The sequence below is a fragment of the Stenotrophomonas sp. STEN046 genome (assembly GCF_056759755.1).
In genome coordinates this window covers 1-16,172 of sequence record NZ_JBRRDR010000004.1, presented here as the reverse complement: position 1 = coordinate 16,172, position 16,172 = coordinate 1, and the positions used below count along the sequence as shown (strand labels likewise).

Below are 16,172 nucleotides of genomic sequence, written 5' to 3'. Positions count from 1 at the left end.
CCCACTACCCTCTCATTACTTCACGCCGTGCATCAGCTTGTTGATCAGCGGGGCGACCAGGAACAGCACCACACCCGAACCGATCAAGGCCCAGAACCCGAAGGTATACCCCTTCAGTGCCGATTCGATCGTCATGCCGCCTTCACCACTGACGGCACCGGCGAAGATGCCCGACAGGTTGTTGCCGATGCCGGTGGACAGGAACCAGCCGCCCATGCCGAAGCCGACCAGGCGCACCGGGGCCAGCTTGGTCACCATCGACAGGCCGATCGGCGACAGGCACAGCTCACCGACGGACTGGATGACGTAGACCATGAACAGGGTCCAGAACGGGATCTTGCCGTCCACCACCATGGTCGACAGTGCGAACATCAGCAGCGCGAACGCGGCGCCGTTGAACAGCAGGCCGAGGCCGAACTTGCGCGGGATGGACGGATTGGCGCGGCCCAGGGCCACCCAGATCCAGGCGATGATCGGCGCCAGGGTGATGATGGCCACCGAGTTGACCGACTGGAACCAGGCGGTCGGGAAGGTCCACTCACCCATCTGGCGGTTGACGATGTTCTCGGCCAGGAAGGTGAAGGAACTGCCGGCCTGTTCGAAGAACATCCAGAACATCACGTTGAAGGCGAAGATGATCAGCATGGCGATCACGCGGTCGCGCTGCACCTTGCCCTCGCGGATGCCTTCCACCAGCAGCAGCACGGCCAGCGCGGCGAACATCACGCCGAGGATCCAGGCCAGTGCGGTGGCGCCGGTGGCCAGCAGGAAGTAGGCCACCGGAATGGCGAACAGCGAGCCCACCAGCACCATGACGACGCGGCCGAAGCCTTCGGCACCGGCCGGCGGCGCACCGATGCCCTTCAGGCCGGCGCGACCGATGTAGAACCACACCAGGCTGACCAGCATGCCCACGCCGGAGGCGATGAACACCACCTTGTAGGACGGCATTTCCGAGGTGCCGAAGACCTTGCGGGCCAGGTACTCGGTCAGCACCGGGGCGATCATCGCGCCGATGTTGATGCCCATGTAGAAGATGGTGAAGCCCGAGTCGCGGCGCTCATCCTTCAGGCCGTACAGCTTGCCGACCATGGTGGAGATGTTCGGCTTGAACATGCCGTTGCCGACGATGATCGTAGCCAGGCCGAGCTTGAAGATGTGCTCCTGCGGCAACGCGATCATGAACAGGCCGGCGGCCATGATGACCGCGCCGGTCAGGATGGACCGCTGGTAACCCAGCACCCGGTCGGCCACATAGCCACCGAAGATCGCTGCGGCGTACACCAGCGCCAGATAGGCGCCGTAGATGCGACTGGCGTCGCCTTCACCGGCGGCGTTGCCGTCGCGGAACTGGGCGACGATGTACAGCACCAAGGCCCAGCGGATGCCATAGAACGCAAAGCGTTCCCAGAACTCGGTCATGAACAGCATCCACAACGGACGCGGGTGGCCCATCATGGTCTTGAAGTCCGGCACAGCCGGCTCTGGGGTGTTCGCAGTGGCGTTTACGCTCATGCGGAATTCCTGGTTCGGTGGATGGGTGGCACGTCCGGTGTGCGCTGAAGCAACGCGCGAGGATCACCGACTTTCGGCGTTCACGTCAAATACACGCCGTTTGAGGCAGGTGGCGGCCTGCTCGCTGAACTTGCATCTGAAACAATCAAACCGGGGCCGGCGGCCAAGCTGAATTGGGGAGTCAGGCCGGGTCGGCCGGGGGTGCGACCTGCAGGCTGGTGCGCACCTGGAACAGTTCGGGGAAGAAGGTCAGTTCCAGTGCCTTGGCCAGGAAGCCGACGCCGGAAGAGCCGCCGGTGCCGCGCTTGAAGCCGATCACCCGCATCACGGTGCGCATGTGGCGGAATCGCCACAGCTGGAAGGCGGTTTCCAGATCCACCAGGTCCTCGCACAGCGAGTATTCACGCCAGTAGCGGTCGGTATCCTGGTAGATGCGTTCGAACACCGGCTGCAGCGCATCGTCGGACACATGCGGCTGGGTCCAGTCGTGCGCGTCATACACCGCCGGGACGGCGTGGCCGAAGCGGGCCAGGTACTTCAGGAACTCCTCGTACAGGCTCGGCGCTTCCAGCACGGTGCGCAGCTGCGCCTGCCCGGCCGTGTCGTGCTCGAACACCTGCAGCATCTGCGCGTTCTTGTTGCCCAGCAGGAACTCGATGTAGCGGTACTGCAGCGACTGGAAGCCCGAGGACGGGCCGAGCACGTCGCGGAAGCCCATGTACTCGGACGGGGTGAGCGTTTCCAGCACCGACCACTGTTCGGTCAGCTGGCGCAGCACCTGCTTGCTGCGCGCCAGCACCTTGCGGCACTGCCAGACCTCGTCGCGCTGCAGGAAGCCGATGGCCGCGCCCAGTTCGTGACCCAGCAGCTTCAGCCACAGCTCGGAGGTCTGGTGCTGGATGATGAAGAGCATCTCGTCGTGGTGCGGCGGGTTGGACAGCGGCTGCTGCGCGCTGAGCAGCTGGTCCAGCCGCAGGTAGCCGCCGTAGGTCAGCCGCCCCTGCAGATCGGTGTGGATGCCGGCTTCGAGATCGCGTTGGTTGTTGTCGACGGACATGGGCGGGACCAGATCGGGGGCGGCAAGGGTAGCGCGTTGCCGCCATGCTGGCAGCCGCGAGCACCGTACCGGGCCGTGCGGTCGGGCTGTGGATCGCGCCTGCGGGCCCCGCTTGCGCGTGGAACCGTTTGCCCCGTTCTACTGGCGCTCAGCCCCGGACGGCCTGTGATGCTTTGCAGCAATGGCTGAATACGTTGAAGTTATTGGCATCGTGCGCCAGGAAGGGCGTACAAAGGGGAGCATTCGTGCTGCGCCGCAGGACGGCTTTCCCGTACGCATTCCTTAACATGGCGATTCATATCATTTGTAACTTCTCTGTCGAAGGTGCAGTACGCAATGACGGTTGCCGCTGAGTTCAAGATCGAATACCTGCAGTATCTGGACACGGACGGCACGCTCGTCCGCAATGATCTGCCCGAAGCCCTGCGCGATCCGCGCGCACTGCTGCCGATGTTCAAGCAGATGCTGTTCGTGCGCGTGTTCGACGGCAAGTCGATCGCGCTGCAGCGCACCGGCAAGCTGGGCACCTATGCCGCCTGCCTGGGTCACGAAGCCGCGCACGTGGGCATCGGCGCGTCGATGCAGAAGGACGATGTGTTCGCACCGTCCTACCGCGAGTACGGCGCCATGTTCATGCGTGGCGTGCGCCCGCACGACGTGCTGATGTACTGGGGCGGCGACGAGCGCGGCAACGACTACGGCGGCAACGCCGCCAAGGACTTCCCGTTCTGCGTGCCGATTTCCACCCAGTGCCTGCATGCGGCCGGCGCAGCGCTGAAGTTCAAGCTCAACAAGGAACAGCAGATCGCCGTGGCCGTGTGTGGCGACGGTGGCAGTTCCAAGACCGATTTCTACGCGGCACTGAACTCGGCCGGCGCCTACAAGCTGCCGCTGATCCTGTGCATCGTCAACAACGGCTGGGCCATCTCGGTTCCGCGTTCGGCCCAGACCGGTGCCGAGACGCTGGCACAGAAGGGCCTGGCCGGCGGCCTGCACTGCCTGCAGGTGGACGGCAACGACCTGATCGCGGTGATGGCGGCCATGCTGCAGGCACGCGAGCGCGCGCTGGCTGGCGATGGCGGCACCGTGCTGGAACTGATGACCTACCGCCTGTCCGACCACACCACCGCCGATGACGCCCGCCGCTACCGCGACGACGCCGAAGTGAAGGACGCCTGGCTGCGCGAGCCGATGCTGCGCCTGCGCAAGTACCTGACCAATGCCGGTGTGTGGAGCGAGGAAGAGGAAGCGGCGTGGACTGCCGAGTGCGGCAAGCGCGTGGACGAGGAAGTGAACCTCTACCTCAACACGCCGGTGCAGCCGGTCGAGGCGATGTTCGATTTCCTCTATGCCGATCCGCCGCAGGACCTGCTGGCCCAGCGCGCCCAGGCGATTGCCCTGGAGCAGCGCAATGGATGAGATCAAGAACGGCGCGCCCAGCGCGCACACCAACGCCGCCGACAGCGCCGCCGTCGCGCGCGGAGAACAGATCATGACCGACACCCCGATCACCCTCATCGAAGCCATCACCCAGGCGCTGGCCTGGGAGCTGGAGCACGACCCGTCGGTGCTGGTGCTGGGCGAGGACGTCGGCGTCAACGGTGGCGTGTTCCGCGCTACCGCCGGCCTGCAGCAGCGCTTCGGCGATGACCGCATCCTCGACACGCCGCTGGATGAAACCACCATCGCCGGCCTGACGATCGGCCTTGCCGCACAGGGCATGAAGCCGGTGGCCGAAGCCCAGTTCGATGGCTTCATGTACCCGATGGTGGACCACATCATCTGCCACGCTGCACGCCTGCGTTACCGCACGCGTGGCCGCCTGCACTGCCCGATGGTGCTGCGCGTGCCGTGGGGCGGCGGCATCCGTGCGCCGGAACACCACAGCGAAGCCAACGAGGCGATCTTCACCAACGTGCCGGGCCTGCGCGTGGTGCTGCCGTCCTCGCCGCAGCGTGCCTACGGCCTGCTGCTGGCCGCGATCCGCGAACCGGATCCGGTGATCTACATGGAACCCAAGCGCATCTACCGCCAGTACAAGGAAGTGGTCGTCAACGACGGCGAAGCCTTGCCGCTGGATGTCTGCTTCGTGCTGCGCGACGGCACCGACGTGACCCTGGTGACCTGGGGCGCACAGGTGAAGGAAGCGCTGGAAGCGGCCGACAAGCTGGCCGGTGAAGGCATCAGTGCCGAAGTCATCGACGTGGCCACGCTGCGTCCGCTGGACTTCGCCACCATCGCCGAATCGGTGGCCAAGACCGGCCGCTGCGTGATCGTGCAGGAGGCTCCCAAGACCGCGGGCTTCGGCGCGGAAATCGCTGCCCGCCTGGCCGAGGAATCGATCTACGACCTGCTGGCCCCGGTCGAGCGTGTCACCGGCTACGACACCCACATTCCGCTGTTCCGCCTGGAAATGAAGTACCTGCCCAGCGTTGAGCGGATCGTGGCGGCGGCCAAGCGCGCGGTGGCGGCAGGCTGACATGCGGGCCCGCCTTCTCGGGGCTTACCGCAGCCAGTATCCCAATCCGCTCCGGTTCCGCACCGGCCAGATCGTCGAAGTGGGTGTACGTGACGAGGAATGGCCGGCGTTTGCCTGGGTACGCACCAGCGATGGGCGTGCCGGCTGGGCACCGGTAGCGTGGTTGCAGCTGTTGGACGATGGCCGCGCAGAAGCCCTGCGCGATTATGACGCCCGCGAGCTGGATGTGGAGAACGGCGAGATGGTCAAGCTTCATCACGAACACGGTGGGTGGTGGTGGTCCGAGCGCGCCAATGGCGCGACGGGTTGGCTGCCGGCCCGCGAACTGGAACTGCTGGAAGAGAACTGCAAATGAGCCAGACCAAGAACTTCAACCTGCCCGACCTGGGCGAAGGCCTGCCCGACGCAACCATCGTTGAATGGTTCGTCAAGGAAGGCGATGTGATCATGCTGGACGCCCCGCTGGTGTCGATGGAAACCGCCAAGGCCGTCGTCGAAGTGCCCTCCCCGTTCTCCGGGACGGTGCTGAAGCTCTCCGGCGCAGCCGGTGACATCATCCCCACCGGTTCGGTGCTGGCCAGCTTCGCGCTGGACCCGAACCTGCCGCAGCGTGCCGATGGCCAGGACACCGGCCATAGCCACGGCCATGCCGCACCGGCGGCTGCGCCGAGCCCGCCGCCGCTGCCGGCCGCAGCGGTCGCTGCCGAAGAAACCAAGCCTGCTGCCGCCGAGCGCGATGACGCCGGCACCGTGGTGGGCGCGATGCAGAGCTCCAATGCCGTGCACGCCGAACAGGCGCTGGCCGTTGGTGGCGTCAAGGCCGTGCCGGCGGTACGCGCCACCGCGCGCAAGCTGGGCGTCGATCTGAGCCGCGTGCGTGCCACCGGCACCGACGGCGCAGTGACCATGGCCGACGTCAAGCAGGCCGCTGCCGATGGCAGTGCGAAGATCGGTGCGGCTCCGGCTGCGGCCGCGGTTGCTGCACCGGCTCCGGCACAGGTGGCCGCACCGGCTGCGGTGCAGAGCGACGCGCGTACTCCGCTGTCCGCCGCTGGCAAGCCGATGCGTACCCAGCCGCCGGGCGTGGTCGCCAAGGGCCAGCCGGAACCGCTGAAGGGCGTGCGCCGCAACATGGCCCGCGTGATGGCCGATGCACACAGCAAGGTGGTTCCGACCACGCTGAACGACGACGCCGACATCCACGCCTGGCTGCCGGGCAACGACGTCACCGCGCGCCTGGTGCGCTCGATCGTGGTGGCCGCGCAGAAGGTGCCGGCGATGAACGCCTGGTTCGACGGCGAAGCACTGACCCGCACCCTGCACGCGCAGGTGGACATCGGCATCGCCGTGGACACCGACGACGGCCTGTTCGTGCCGGCACTGCGCAATGCCGACATGCTCGATGCACGCGGCATCCGCGAAGGCGTCAACCGCCTGCGCGAGCAGGTGGAATCGCGTTCGATCGCCGCCTCGGAACTGAGTGGCTACACCATCTCGCTGTCCAACTTCGGCATGTTCGCCGGCCGCTACGCGACCCCGGTCGTGGTGCCGCCGTGCGTGGCCATCGTCGGTGCCGGCCGCGCCCGCCACCAGATGACCCCGGTGATGGGCGGCGTGGAAGCGCACAAGGTGATCCCGCTGTCGGTCACCTTCGACCACCGTGCGGCCACCGGCGGCGAAGCGGCCCGCTTCCTGCGCGCGATGATGGACGACCTGGCGCTGGCCAGCTGATCGCCCACCTGATCGGTGGGTGCCAACCGTTGGTTGGCACACATTGGAAGAAAATGCCGGGCACTGCCCGGCGTTTTTGTGTCTGCTCCACTGTAGAACCGAGCCATGCCCGGCTGCTTTCCAGTAGATCCACGCCATGCGTGGATGAAGGCATGAAGCAAGCCGGGCTTGGGCTCGGCCATACAAAATGTCTGGATCAATCGCGCGCGACCAGACCCTCGGCACGGCTGTACACACGCAGGCGGTGGCCATCGGGATCAGCACCAACGAAGGTGTGGCCGAACTCCAGCGTCACTGGCGCCTGCTGGATCTGCACGCCGAGTGCGTGCCACGCATCGTGCATCTGCTGCACGGTCTCGGGGTTGGCGACCACCATCGCCAGCTCGGCGGCGCCGGCCTGCGCGGACACCGGCGGCTGCACGTCATCGCGCTGCCACAGGCCGAGTGCGGCGCCGTCGCCAAGCAGGAACAGGGCGAAGCCGGGCGACTGCTCGACCGGCGGCTTGCCGAGAATGCCGCTGTAGAAGGCGGCGCTGGCGGCGACGTCGCGTACGTATTGCAGCAGGGTGCTGGGCGTGAACATGGGCAAGCTCCGTTGTTGGGAGCGTTCATGGTGGTACGGCCCTGCTGACAGATTCTGTCAGTAGCGTCGAGCTTGCTCGACTGCTGTTGCCCCTGCCTTGGTAGAAGTCGAGCTTGCTCGACTGCTGTTGCCCCTGCCTTGGTAGAGGTCGAGCTTGCTCGACTGCTGTTCGCGAAGATCAAAGGCGGTCGAGCAAGCTCGCCCCCTACCAGAAGCAGAGAGCAAAGGCCGCCAACCCATCCCATCAGGAGCCGGATGCGAAGCGCGGAAGCAGGCGAGCAAATTCGGCGCTACGAACGGTCCAGCCAGTCCGGTGCGATGCCCTGCGCCTTCTGCCAGCGCCGCAACAGAGTGGCACGCGGCACCAGGTAGCGATCCTCCAGCGCGCGCACCTGGCGGATGCGGTCCAGCCGGAAATGGCGGAAGTCCTCGCGGCTCTCGCACCATGCTGCCAGCATCGGCACTTCATCGAAGTAGCCCAGCGCGAACGGCCAGACGATGCGTTCGCTGCGTTGGCCCTGCGCATCCTCGTAGCCGAAGCGCAAGCGCCGCTGTGCACTGACCGCTTCACGCACGGCCTGCAGTCGCGCGGCCGGCACCTTGGCCGCCGCACGCGAAGGACCCACGCGTAGGCCGCTGTCACGCAAAGCCTCGCGGCGCGCGGCAGGCAACACGTGCGCGATGCGCGCCAGCGCATCACGCGCCGCCTCGGCCAGTGCCGGTTCGGTGCGCGCCGCCACCCAGCGCAGGCCCAACACCAGCGCATCGATCTCGGCCGCTGGCAGGTTCATCGGCGGCAAGGTGTCGCCCGGCACCAGCAGATAGCCGACACCGGCCTCGCCGCGCAGATCAGCACCCTGCTCGCGCAGGGTCTCGATATCGCGGTACAGCGTGCGCAGGCTGATGCCCAGTTCCACGGCCAGCGCCTGTCCGGCCACCGGCCGGCGGTGGCGGCGCAGCATCTGCAGCAACTGATTCAGGCGCAACGCGCGCGACATCAGCCGACCAGATCGCGCGACGGCACCACGTGCTCGCCCGGCTGCGCCGCCAGCGCCGCCTCCACCAGCGCGCGGGCAATCACCGGTGCTGGATTGATCCGCCACCCGCGCGGCAGCACCGGCCCCAGTGCGCCCAGCACCGTCAGTGCGAAGTGCTCGCCACGGCGGACCTGCTGGCGTTCACCACCGATCAGTCCCGGACGCACCAGCGTCAACGACGCGAAACCCAGTGCACGCAGATCGCGTTCCAGTTCGCCCTTCACCCGGCTGTAGTAGATCGACGACCGGGGGTTGGCTCCCGCAGCGGAGTTCAGCGCGTAGGCCTGCGCACCCTGTGCCTGCGCCAGGCGCGCGAAGGCCAGCGGGTAGTCGTGGTCGATGCGGTGGAAGGCCTCGCGGCTGCCGGCCTGGGCGATGGTGCTGCCCAAGGCACAGACCACGGCGTCCACCGCTGCCCATTCCGGCCGGGTGGGCAGCGCATCGAAGGCCAGCACCGGGTTGTCGAGCCTGGCGTGCTGCACGGCCAGCGCACGGCGGCTGGGCGCGACCACCGCGCTGCAGCGCGGGTCGTCCAGCAGCATCGACAGCGCCTGTCCGCCCACCAGGCCGGTTGCCCCCAGCAACATCACGCGCATCACCACCTCCACTCCGGCATTCTGTCGCCCATCCTAGCGTTCAAGCCGCCGGCCGTTGCGCCGATATGCTGTGACCAGCCCCCTGCCAGCCCAGGATTCGTTCCATGACGGACCAGCCCGACCCTCGCCCCACCGCCCCCGGTACCGCCCTCGGGCCACTGGCACGCGTGCGCGCCGTGGTTGACGACGGGCACGGCGACCGGGTGGTGCTGCAGGGCGGCGGCGGCGTGGCGCTGCAGCAGCTGTTCGCGGGCGCCGATGCACCGGAGCCGCTGCTGGCCGCATTCGCCAATGGCATGGCCACCCTGCCCGGCGAGCTGGGCGACATGGGCGACCGCCTGCAGTCGGCGCAGGCCAGCGCCGACTGGCCGCGCTATGGCCGGGCCATGCGGCAATTGATCGACAAGTACATCCGCACCATCGAGCAGCACTCGCCCGACGGGCAGCCCGACAGCCTGCGCCTGTCCGAGCAGCTGCGGTTGCTGCTGGGCGGCGCGGTGGTCGCCCTGCTGCAGCACGACCCCGACCTGCGCGAACAGGCACAGGCGCTGGCCGGACGCTTGCGCCAATGGCAGCCCGGTGCCGCGCTGGAACCGATCGAACAGGGCGTGCGCGAGCTCGGCCACCAGATTGGCGTGCGTGCGGAAAGCTGGCAGGAACAGCAGGCGCTGCTGCTGGAGCTATTCGCGCTGCTGCTGGAAAACGTGAGTGAACTGCTGGACGACCGCAGTTGGCTGCAGGGCCAGATTGCGGCCGTGCGCCAGTTGCTGGCCGGGCCGCTGGAGGCCGAATCGGTCGAGCGCACCCGTGCCGAGCTGCGCGAGGTGATCTACAAGCAGGGCCTGCTGCGGCAAGGCATCGATGATTCAAAGGCTGCCATGCGCGGCTTGATGGGCGAGTTCATCGAACGCATGGACGGCATGGCAGCCAGCACCGGCGAGTACCACGACCGCATCGGCAGCTACGCGCTGCAGCTGCGCGAAGCACGCAGCATCGCCGACCTCAACCATCTGCTGCAGGAAGTGATGCAGGACACCGGCAAGGTGCAGCAGCAGGCCGCGCAGGCGCGCGATCACCTGGCCAGCGCGCGGCAGGAAGTGGAACGCGCCGAACAGCGCATCAACCAGCTGGAACAGGATCTGCGCGCGGCCGGCGACCTGGCCCGCATCGACCCGCTGACACAGGCACTGAACCGCCGTGGCCTGGACGAACTGCTGCAGCGTGAACTGGCCCGCGCCGCACGCCACAACGCGCCACTGGGCGTGGCGATGATTGATCTGGATGATTTCCATCAGACCAACGACACCCATGGCCATGCCGGTGGCGATGCGCTGCTGCAGCACCTGGTAGCGGTGTGCAAGCTGCTGCTGCGTGCCACCGATGGCATCGCTCGGCTGGGCGGGGACGAATTCGTGCTGGTGCTGCCGGAAACCCCGGGCGCGGACAGCATGGCCACCGTGCAGCGCCTGCAACGTTCGTTGGCGCACCGCGTACTGACCGTGCAGGACCGGCGCGTGCCGGTTCATTTCAGCGCTGGCCTGGCGCAATGGCAGCCCGGTGATGATGCCGAAGCCCTGCTGCGCCGCGCCGACGATGCGCTGTATGTGGCCAAGCGCGAAGGCAAGAACCGGGTGCACGCGGGCTGAGGCGGTCCGCCGGGCATGGCCCGGCGCTACCCTCGCCTGGCACGCGCGGGAAACAAAGCGCCGACCAAGGTCGACCTCTACCGGTCAAAGGCCGCCGTTTACTTCCCGCGCAGCTTCTGTACGCCGGTCACCACCGCCAGCACGATCGCACCGGCGATGATGCCGACCACCATGTTGCCCAGCGCGCTCACCAGCCAGCCCCATTGGCCTTCGCCCCCCATCGCCTGCACCGCGTGATGCAGCGCCGGCACGTTGTGCACCAGGATGCCGCCGCCGACCAGGAACATCGCGGCCGTGCCCGCCACCGACAGGAACTTCATCAACCACGGCGCCGATACCAGCAGCCCGCGGCCGATCGCGGCCAGCGCAGCGCCCTTGCGCGACAGGTACAGGCCCAGATCGTCCAGCTTGACGATGCCCGCCACCAGGCCGTAGACGAAGACCGTCATCGCCAGCGCGATCACCACCAGCGTGGTGATCTGGTTGGTGAACGACGCCGTTGCCACCACGCCCAGCGACAGCACGATGATCTCGGCCGAGAGGATGAAGTCGGTACGGATCGCACCTTTCACCTTGTCCTTTTCCCAGGCGACCATGTCCACCTGCTCGTTGGCCAGCGCCTGGCGACGCTCGGCCTGGTGCTGGGCGTCCTCGTCAGGCGAATGCAGGAAACGGTGGGCCAGCTTCTCCACGCCTTCAAAGCACAGGAAGGCACCACCGATCATCATCAGCGGCACGATCAGCGGCACGTTCCAGCCGCGGCTGTGCATCCACGCCTCCAGCGCACTGATGGCCAGCGCGGCAGGCACCAGGATCACCTTGTTGACCAGCGAGCCCTTCGCAACGGCCCACACCACCGGCAATTCCCGGTTGGCGCTGACGCCGGTCACCTGCTGCGCATTCAGTGCCAGGTCGTCGCCCAGCACGCCAGCGGTCTTCTTGGCGGCGACCTTGGTCAGCACTGACACGTCGTCCAGCAGTGAGGCGATATCGTCGAGCAGGGCAAACAGGCTGGCACCGGCCATGGGGAATCCAGGAAAGGGAATGAGCGGATTCTGACCGATCCGGCGCCCGCTGCGTAGCGGGTTCACCGTGTGCCTACCCGGGCATGGCGACACTGGCCGGGTATCCGATCCGCCGGGCATGGCCCGGTGCCAGCCATGTGGCCCGTCGGGCCTACAGGAGTGTCGCTTGAGCTGTCCGCCCACCGTTCCAGGCAATCCCCCGCTGGTCAAAGGCATGAACCGGCGCAGCCAGATCCTTCGCCTGCTGATGCGCTATCGCCACTCCGGCGTGTTTTCCGGCATGAACCTGGATGCTGCCGGCAGCCATGGCGACGTGCCCGCCGATGGCAATCCGGAGCAGTTCGTCACCGATCTGGAGGCCCTGGGACCGACCTTCGTCAAACTCGGGCAGATGTTGTCCACACGCCCCGACATGGTGCCGGTGGAGTTCGCCACCGCACTGGAGCGCATGCAGGAAAAGGTCGCGCCGATCCCCGTGGAGCGCATCCATGCCATTGTCGAACAGGAACTGGGCGCACCGGTGAACAAACTGTTCGCCGCATTCGACGCGCAACCGCTGGGCTGCGCCTCCATCGCACAGGTACATCGGGCAGTGCTGCACGACGGCCGCGAAGTGGCGGTAAAGGTACAGAAGCCCGAGGTGGCCGCGCAGCTGCGTTCGGATCTGGAAGTGCTGCGCAGCTTTGCGCTGGCGGCCGACCACCTGACCCAGGTTGGCCGGCGCGTGCGCCTGCGCGACTGGCTCAACGAGTTCGCCAAGACCCTGATGCAGGAGCTGGACTACCACGCCGAAGCGGAAAACCTGGCCCGTTTCGGCCGCCACCTCAAGCCCTTCCGCCGCCTGTGGATTCCACAGCCGCTGTGGGACTACAGCAGCCATCGGGTGCTGACCATGGAACTGGCCAGCGGCGTGCGGGTGGATGCGATTCCCGATGTGCGCCGTACCGAACAGGCGATGGACCCATTGGCGGCCGCGCTGATCCGGGGCTATCTGGACCAGATTTTCGTGCATGGCGAAATCCATGCCGATCCACACCCGGGCAACCTGCGGGTGATGCCCGACGGGCGACTGGCGATCTTCGACCTGGGCATGGTCGCGCACATGCCGCCACGGCTGCGCGAGCGGCTGTTGAAGATCCTGTTCGCGGCGGTCGATGGCCGCGGCGAGGAAGTGGCCGATGACCTGATCAGCATCAGCACACGGCTGGAGGCCTTCGAAGAAGAACGCTACCTGCGCGAGACCGGCCAGCTGATTGCCCGCTATGCGGCCAGCGCCAACTTTTCCGAAGGCCGCGTGGTGCTGGACATGGTGCGCATCGCCACCTCCAGCGGGCTGCGGACACCGCCCGAACTGAGCCTGCTGGGCAAGGCCCTGCTCAACCTTGAGACCGTATGCAGGCTGCTGGCACCGGACCTGGACACCCGCCGCATCGTCGAGCGCCAGCTGCAGCATGTGATGCGCGCGCGCCTGAAGAAATCGCTGTCAGCAGCAAACCTGGCCAGCGAGGCGATGGAAGTGCAGCAGCTGCTGCGCGATGGGCCACGCAAGCTGTCGGACATCATGGCGCTGCTGGCCGAGAACCGCCTGCAGATGAAGGTGACCGGGCTGGAAGAATCGCGCCTGATGGAAAACCTGCAGAAGATCGCCAACCGCGTGGCCGCCGGCATCATCAGCGCGGCGCTGATCATGGCTGCGGCATTGATGATGAAGATCGATACCGGCTGGCATGTGTTCGGCTATCCGGCCATCGCGCTGGTACTGCTGTTGATCGGCGTGGTGCTGGGCCTTGGCATCGTGACCAGTGCGTTGTTGTTTGATCGGCGTGCGCGTGCGCGCGAGGAACGTGGTCACCGGTAGTGCCGGTCGGAAATGCATCCGTGCATGATGCGGATCTACTGTATTCATGCAGTTTTTAATGCAATCCAGCGGGAGTTTTCACGCTGGATTTACCAGCGCGACGTGATATCACGCGCGTGATTCGAACAAACATTTCAGTCAGGTTCGTGCATGCACTATCGGGTCATCGGCCTGTCATGCATGTGTGCTTGCGGCAGCGTCGGTCGGATGGACACGCGTCGGTACGACGTCCATCACCACCACCCTTCACTGCCGAAGCTGCCTATGCTCTGGATTCTGCTGCTGTCGCTGTTGCTGCTGTCCTGGTTGTTCCTCGCGTCCGCAAAGTGGGTGTGGTGGAAGGCCAGCCTGTTCTCGATCCTGCTGCTGGGTCTGAGCACCTGGTGGTTGATCGACAAGCTTTCAGGCGATGGCCTCAACGCCGCCACCCTGTATCACCTGGGGGCGGACATGGAAGGCGCGGGCGTGTCCGACTTCAAGGGCTATATCGCCGGCTACATCGTGCTGCTGGTGGTCTCGCTGCTGCCACTGTTCGCCACGCGGGTGCAGCGCTGGCGCCGCCCGCGTGCTGGCGGTGCATGGTTCGCCGGTTTCGCTGCCGTGTGGGTGGCAACCATCCTGATCAGCCCGCTGGCCCGCGATGGTCAGCGCCTGTACCAGCAGCTGCGCCCGGTTGATTTTGCCCGCATCGCACCGGAATACCAGGTGCCGACGCAGGCCCTGCAGCGTCCCCGCAATGTGGTGTGGATCTATGGCGAAAGCCTGGAGCGCACCTATCTGGATGAAACGGTATTTCCGGGCCTGATGCCCAACCTCAATCGCTTGGCCGGGCAGTCGCTGGACGTACGCGGACTGGCCTCGGCCGAAGGCAGTGGCTGGACCATCGCCGGCCTGGTGTCGTCGATGTGCGGCGTGCCGCTGACCACCTCGCAGGGTGATGAGAACAGCATGGACCGGATGGGCAGCTTCCTGCCCAAGGCCGTGTGCCTGGGCGATTACCTGAAGCAGCAGGGCTACACCAACCATTACCTGGGCGGCGCCAACGGCCAGTTCGCCGGCAAGGGCCAGTTCCTGGCAAGCCACGGTTTTGATGAAGTGCACGACCTGGCGTGGTTCAAGCAGCAGAAGAAGATCGGTCGCATTCACTACTCCGCATGGGGCGTGCACGACGATGTGCTGCTGGATACCGCCTACCAGCGCTTCGAGCAGCTCTCGCGCGCCGGCGCGCCCTTCATGCTGACCACCCTGACGATGGACACGCACCATCCGGCCGGGCACCTGCCGGTGTCGTGCAAGGGCGAGCGCTACCAGAGCCAGTACGGCAACATCGGCCTGCTCAATGCACTCAAGTGCAGCGACCGCCTGATCTCGCAGCTGGTCGAGCGCATCCAGGCCAGCCCGTACGGCAAGGACACGCTGATCGTGATCGCATCCGATCACCTGGCCATGCCCAATGATCTCAGCCACATCCTGGCCAAGCAGAAGCGCGAGAACCTGCTGCTGTTCCTCGGCGATGGCGTGGCCCCGCGCCAGCTGGCCGCAGAGGACGGTTCGACCCTGGATTCCGGCGCGACCCTGCTCAGCCTGCTGGACCCGGCCCTGCAGACGATGGGCTTCGGGCGCTCGCTGCTGGACCCGCAGCGTGCCCCCAGCGCCAGCGTTGCCGCACACCGCGAGGGTGGCCGCGACTATCCGCAGTACCTGGCCTTTGCACGCTCGCTGTGGCTGGGCGAGCCGACCCGACAGTTGAAGATCGACGGCGATGACCAGGTGGTGGTCGGCCTGCAGCACGTGCAGCCGCCGGTGCTGCTGGAGTACGACAAGGATTGGGACCTGAAGTCGGTGTACCTGGAAAACACCTCGCGCCAGTTCGACGACGCCGATCCGGACAACACGCTGGCCTATGTTGATCGCTGCACGGCGTTCGAAGATGGTTCGGCCGATGGTGACTGGTGTGCGCTGCTGGTCAACCGGGACAACGGCATCAAGCTGTTCCGCGACGGGCAGCTGCGCAGCGGCATCGATGTGGATGCACCGTTGGACACCCAGCCCGGCCCCCGCCCGAGCGTGCGCCAGGCGCACATGATCACCCAGAAGGGTCGCCGCACCCGCGCCGGCCAGTACATGCTGCAGCTGGCCACCAGCACCCGCCCGGACCGTGGTTTCTGGATCGAAGCGGTTTCCTCGCAGCGAAAAGTGGTGCTGGCCCAGCAGTGGGTGCAGCCCGATGCCGACGGCAGGATCAACGTGTCCTTCGGCCTGGACCACGCGGTGGACGATCTGGAGATCCGCGCGTGGTTGAACCATGCCGAGACGCTGGCGGTGGATACGTTTGCGCTGGTGCCCTCGCGCGGGCGACCGCGGGGGTAAGGTTGTTTCGGCAGGGCTGCGCCCTGCACCTGCAGAGGCAACAGCCGAAGCACAAGCAACAGCAACAGCAACAGCAACAGCAACGGCAACAGCAACAGCAACGGCGGGCATTCCGCGGTTTGGCGGGACGGTGTCGGAGTGCGGGGACGCCGCAAGTACATCCCTGTAGGCTTGGCAGCCGCTTGCTCGCGTGCGCGTTCCTGCGCACACGGCAAGACCGGGGTTGGGCGTCCTGCCCAACCCGCCCGAGGCATGCCTCGGGCCCATGCGGCTGA

The 16,172-nt window shown here is 66.5% G+C and carries 12 protein-coding genes and 1 pseudogene; 7 read left to right on the top strand and 6 right to left on the bottom strand.

Annotated elements, in window-relative coordinates:
• Positions 1-15 precede the first annotated feature (15 nt).
• Both ACVOLJ_RS03210 and ACVOLJ_RS03205 read right to left on the bottom strand, forming a co-directional pair.
• Complete coding sequence (locus ACVOLJ_RS03210) at positions 16-1,515, bottom strand: peptide MFS transporter (RefSeq protein ID WP_475278591.1); 1,500 nt, start codon at positions 1,513-1,515, stop codon at positions 16-18.
• Between the two features lie 181 nt (positions 1,516-1,696).
• Complete coding sequence (locus ACVOLJ_RS03205; protein ID WP_475278592.1) at positions 1,697-2,572, bottom strand: tryptophan 2,3-dioxygenase; 876 nt, start codon at positions 2,570-2,572, stop codon at positions 1,697-1,699.
• Positions 2,573-2,908: 336 nt separating this feature from the next.
• Here ACVOLJ_RS03205 and pdhA point away from each other — a divergent pair, with 336 nt between their 5' ends.
• From pdhA to ACVOLJ_RS03185, 4 genes are read left to right on the top strand one after another with little or no spacing between them, the layout of a single operon-like run.
• Positions 2,909-3,991 carry a pyruvate dehydrogenase (acetyl-transferring) E1 component subunit alpha gene (gene pdhA / locus ACVOLJ_RS03200; protein ID WP_475278593.1) on the top strand — a complete coding sequence of 361 codons (1,083 nt, stop codon included), beginning with the start codon at positions 2,909-2,911 and terminating at the stop codon, positions 3,989-3,991.
• Positions 3,984-5,051: an alpha-ketoacid dehydrogenase subunit beta gene (locus ACVOLJ_RS03195; RefSeq protein WP_475278594.1), complete on the top strand. Its 1,068-nt coding sequence runs from the start codon at positions 3,984-3,986 to the stop codon at positions 5,049-5,051. The genes pdhA and ACVOLJ_RS03195 overlap by 8 nt, the downstream gene beginning before the upstream one ends.
• A 1-nt stretch (position 5,052) precedes the next feature.
• The gene (locus tag ACVOLJ_RS03190) at positions 5,053-5,406 is read left to right on the top strand and encodes an SH3 domain-containing protein (RefSeq protein WP_025874583.1); all 354 of its coding nucleotides are present in this window, start codon (positions 5,053-5,055) and stop codon (positions 5,404-5,406) included.
• Positions 5,403-6,782, top strand: a complete 1,380-nt coding sequence (locus tag ACVOLJ_RS03185) for a dihydrolipoamide acetyltransferase family protein (protein ID WP_481563446.1) — start codon at positions 5,403-5,405, stop codon at positions 6,780-6,782. Before ACVOLJ_RS03190 ends, ACVOLJ_RS03185 begins: the two co-directional genes overlap by 4 nt.
• A gap of 196 nt (positions 6,783-6,978) precedes the next feature.
• On the opposite strand, the gene ACVOLJ_RS03180 is transcribed toward ACVOLJ_RS03185, so the two are convergent.
• From ACVOLJ_RS03180 to ACVOLJ_RS03170, 3 genes are all read right to left on the bottom strand, one after another.
• Positions 6,979-7,365, bottom strand: coding sequence for a VOC family protein (locus tag ACVOLJ_RS03180; protein WP_481563445.1), 387 nt, complete (start codon positions 7,363-7,365; stop codon positions 6,979-6,981).
• Positions 7,366-7,655: 290 nt separating this feature from the next.
• Positions 7,656-8,363: a helix-turn-helix transcriptional regulator gene (locus ACVOLJ_RS03175; protein WP_475278598.1), complete on the bottom strand. Its 708-nt coding sequence runs from the start codon at positions 8,361-8,363 to the stop codon at positions 7,656-7,658.
• Complete coding sequence (locus ACVOLJ_RS03170) at positions 8,363-8,998, bottom strand: Rossmann-fold NAD(P)-binding domain-containing protein (protein WP_475278599.1); 636 nt, start codon at positions 8,996-8,998, stop codon at positions 8,363-8,365. The genes ACVOLJ_RS03175 and ACVOLJ_RS03170 overlap by 1 nt, the downstream gene beginning before the upstream one ends.
• 104 nt (positions 8,999-9,102) lie before the next feature.
• Here ACVOLJ_RS03170 and ACVOLJ_RS03165 point away from each other — a divergent pair, with 104 nt between their 5' ends.
• A complete protein-coding gene (locus ACVOLJ_RS03165; RefSeq protein ID WP_481563444.1) occupies positions 9,103-10,644 on the top strand; it encodes a GGDEF domain-containing protein in 1,542 nt (513 codons plus the stop codon).
• A gap of 98 nt (positions 10,645-10,742) precedes the next feature.
• Here ACVOLJ_RS03165 and ACVOLJ_RS03160 read toward each other — a convergent pair whose 3' ends face one another.
• Positions 10,743-11,669, bottom strand: a complete 927-nt coding sequence (locus ACVOLJ_RS03160; protein ID WP_475278601.1) for a DUF808 domain-containing protein — start codon at positions 11,667-11,669, stop codon at positions 10,743-10,745.
• Positions 11,670-11,880: 211 nt separating this feature from the next.
• On the opposite strand from ACVOLJ_RS03160, the pseudogene ACVOLJ_RS03155 reads away from it, so the two are divergent.
• Positions 11,881-13,527 (top strand): annotated as a pseudogene (locus ACVOLJ_RS03155) (ABC1 kinase family protein); the annotation flags it as partial.
• Positions 13,528-13,791: 264 nt separating this feature from the next.
• Entirely contained in the window at positions 13,792-15,897 is a 2,106-nt protein-coding gene (locus ACVOLJ_RS03150; RefSeq protein WP_481563443.1) for a phosphoglycerol transferase I, read from the top strand.
• Positions 15,898-16,172 lie beyond the last annotated feature (275 nt).

Bases quoted from the DNA above. Each gene is read 5' to 3' on its own strand.
- ACVOLJ_RS03195 (WP_475278594.1), top strand. From the start codon at position 3,984: ATGGATGAGATCAAGAACGGCGCGCCCAGCGCGCACACCAACGCCGCC.
- ACVOLJ_RS03205 (WP_475278592.1), bottom strand. From the start codon at position 2,572: ATGTCCGTCGACAACAACCAACGCGATCTCGAAGCCGGCATCCACACC.
- ACVOLJ_RS03165 (WP_481563444.1), top strand. From the start codon at position 9,103: ATGACGGACCAGCCCGACCCTCGCCCCACCGCCCCCGGTACCGCCCTC.
- ACVOLJ_RS03185 (WP_481563446.1), top strand. From the start codon at position 5,403: ATGAGCCAGACCAAGAACTTCAACCTGCCCGACCTGGGCGAAGGCCTG.
- pdhA (WP_475278593.1), top strand. From the start codon at position 2,909: ATGACGGTTGCCGCTGAGTTCAAGATCGAATACCTGCAGTATCTGGAC.
- ACVOLJ_RS03210 (WP_475278591.1), bottom strand. From the start codon at position 1,515: ATGAGCGTAAACGCCACTGCGAACACCCCAGAGCCGGCTGTGCCGGAC.
- ACVOLJ_RS03180 (WP_481563445.1), bottom strand. From the start codon at position 7,365: ATGTTCACGCCCAGCACCCTGCTGCAATACGTACGCGACGTCGCCGCC.
- ACVOLJ_RS03175 (WP_475278598.1), bottom strand. From the start codon at position 8,363: ATGTCGCGCGCGTTGCGCCTGAATCAGTTGCTGCAGATGCTGCGCCGC.
- ACVOLJ_RS03160 (WP_475278601.1), bottom strand. From the start codon at position 11,669: ATGGCCGGTGCCAGCCTGTTTGCCCTGCTCGACGATATCGCCTCACTG.
- ACVOLJ_RS03150 (WP_481563443.1), top strand. From the start codon at position 13,792: ATGCTCTGGATTCTGCTGCTGTCGCTGTTGCTGCTGTCCTGGTTGTTC.
- ACVOLJ_RS03170 (WP_475278599.1), bottom strand. From the start codon at position 8,998: ATGCGCGTGATGTTGCTGGGGGCAACCGGCCTGGTGGGCGGACAGGCG.
- ACVOLJ_RS03190 (WP_025874583.1), top strand. From the start codon at position 5,053: ATGCGGGCCCGCCTTCTCGGGGCTTACCGCAGCCAGTATCCCAATCCG.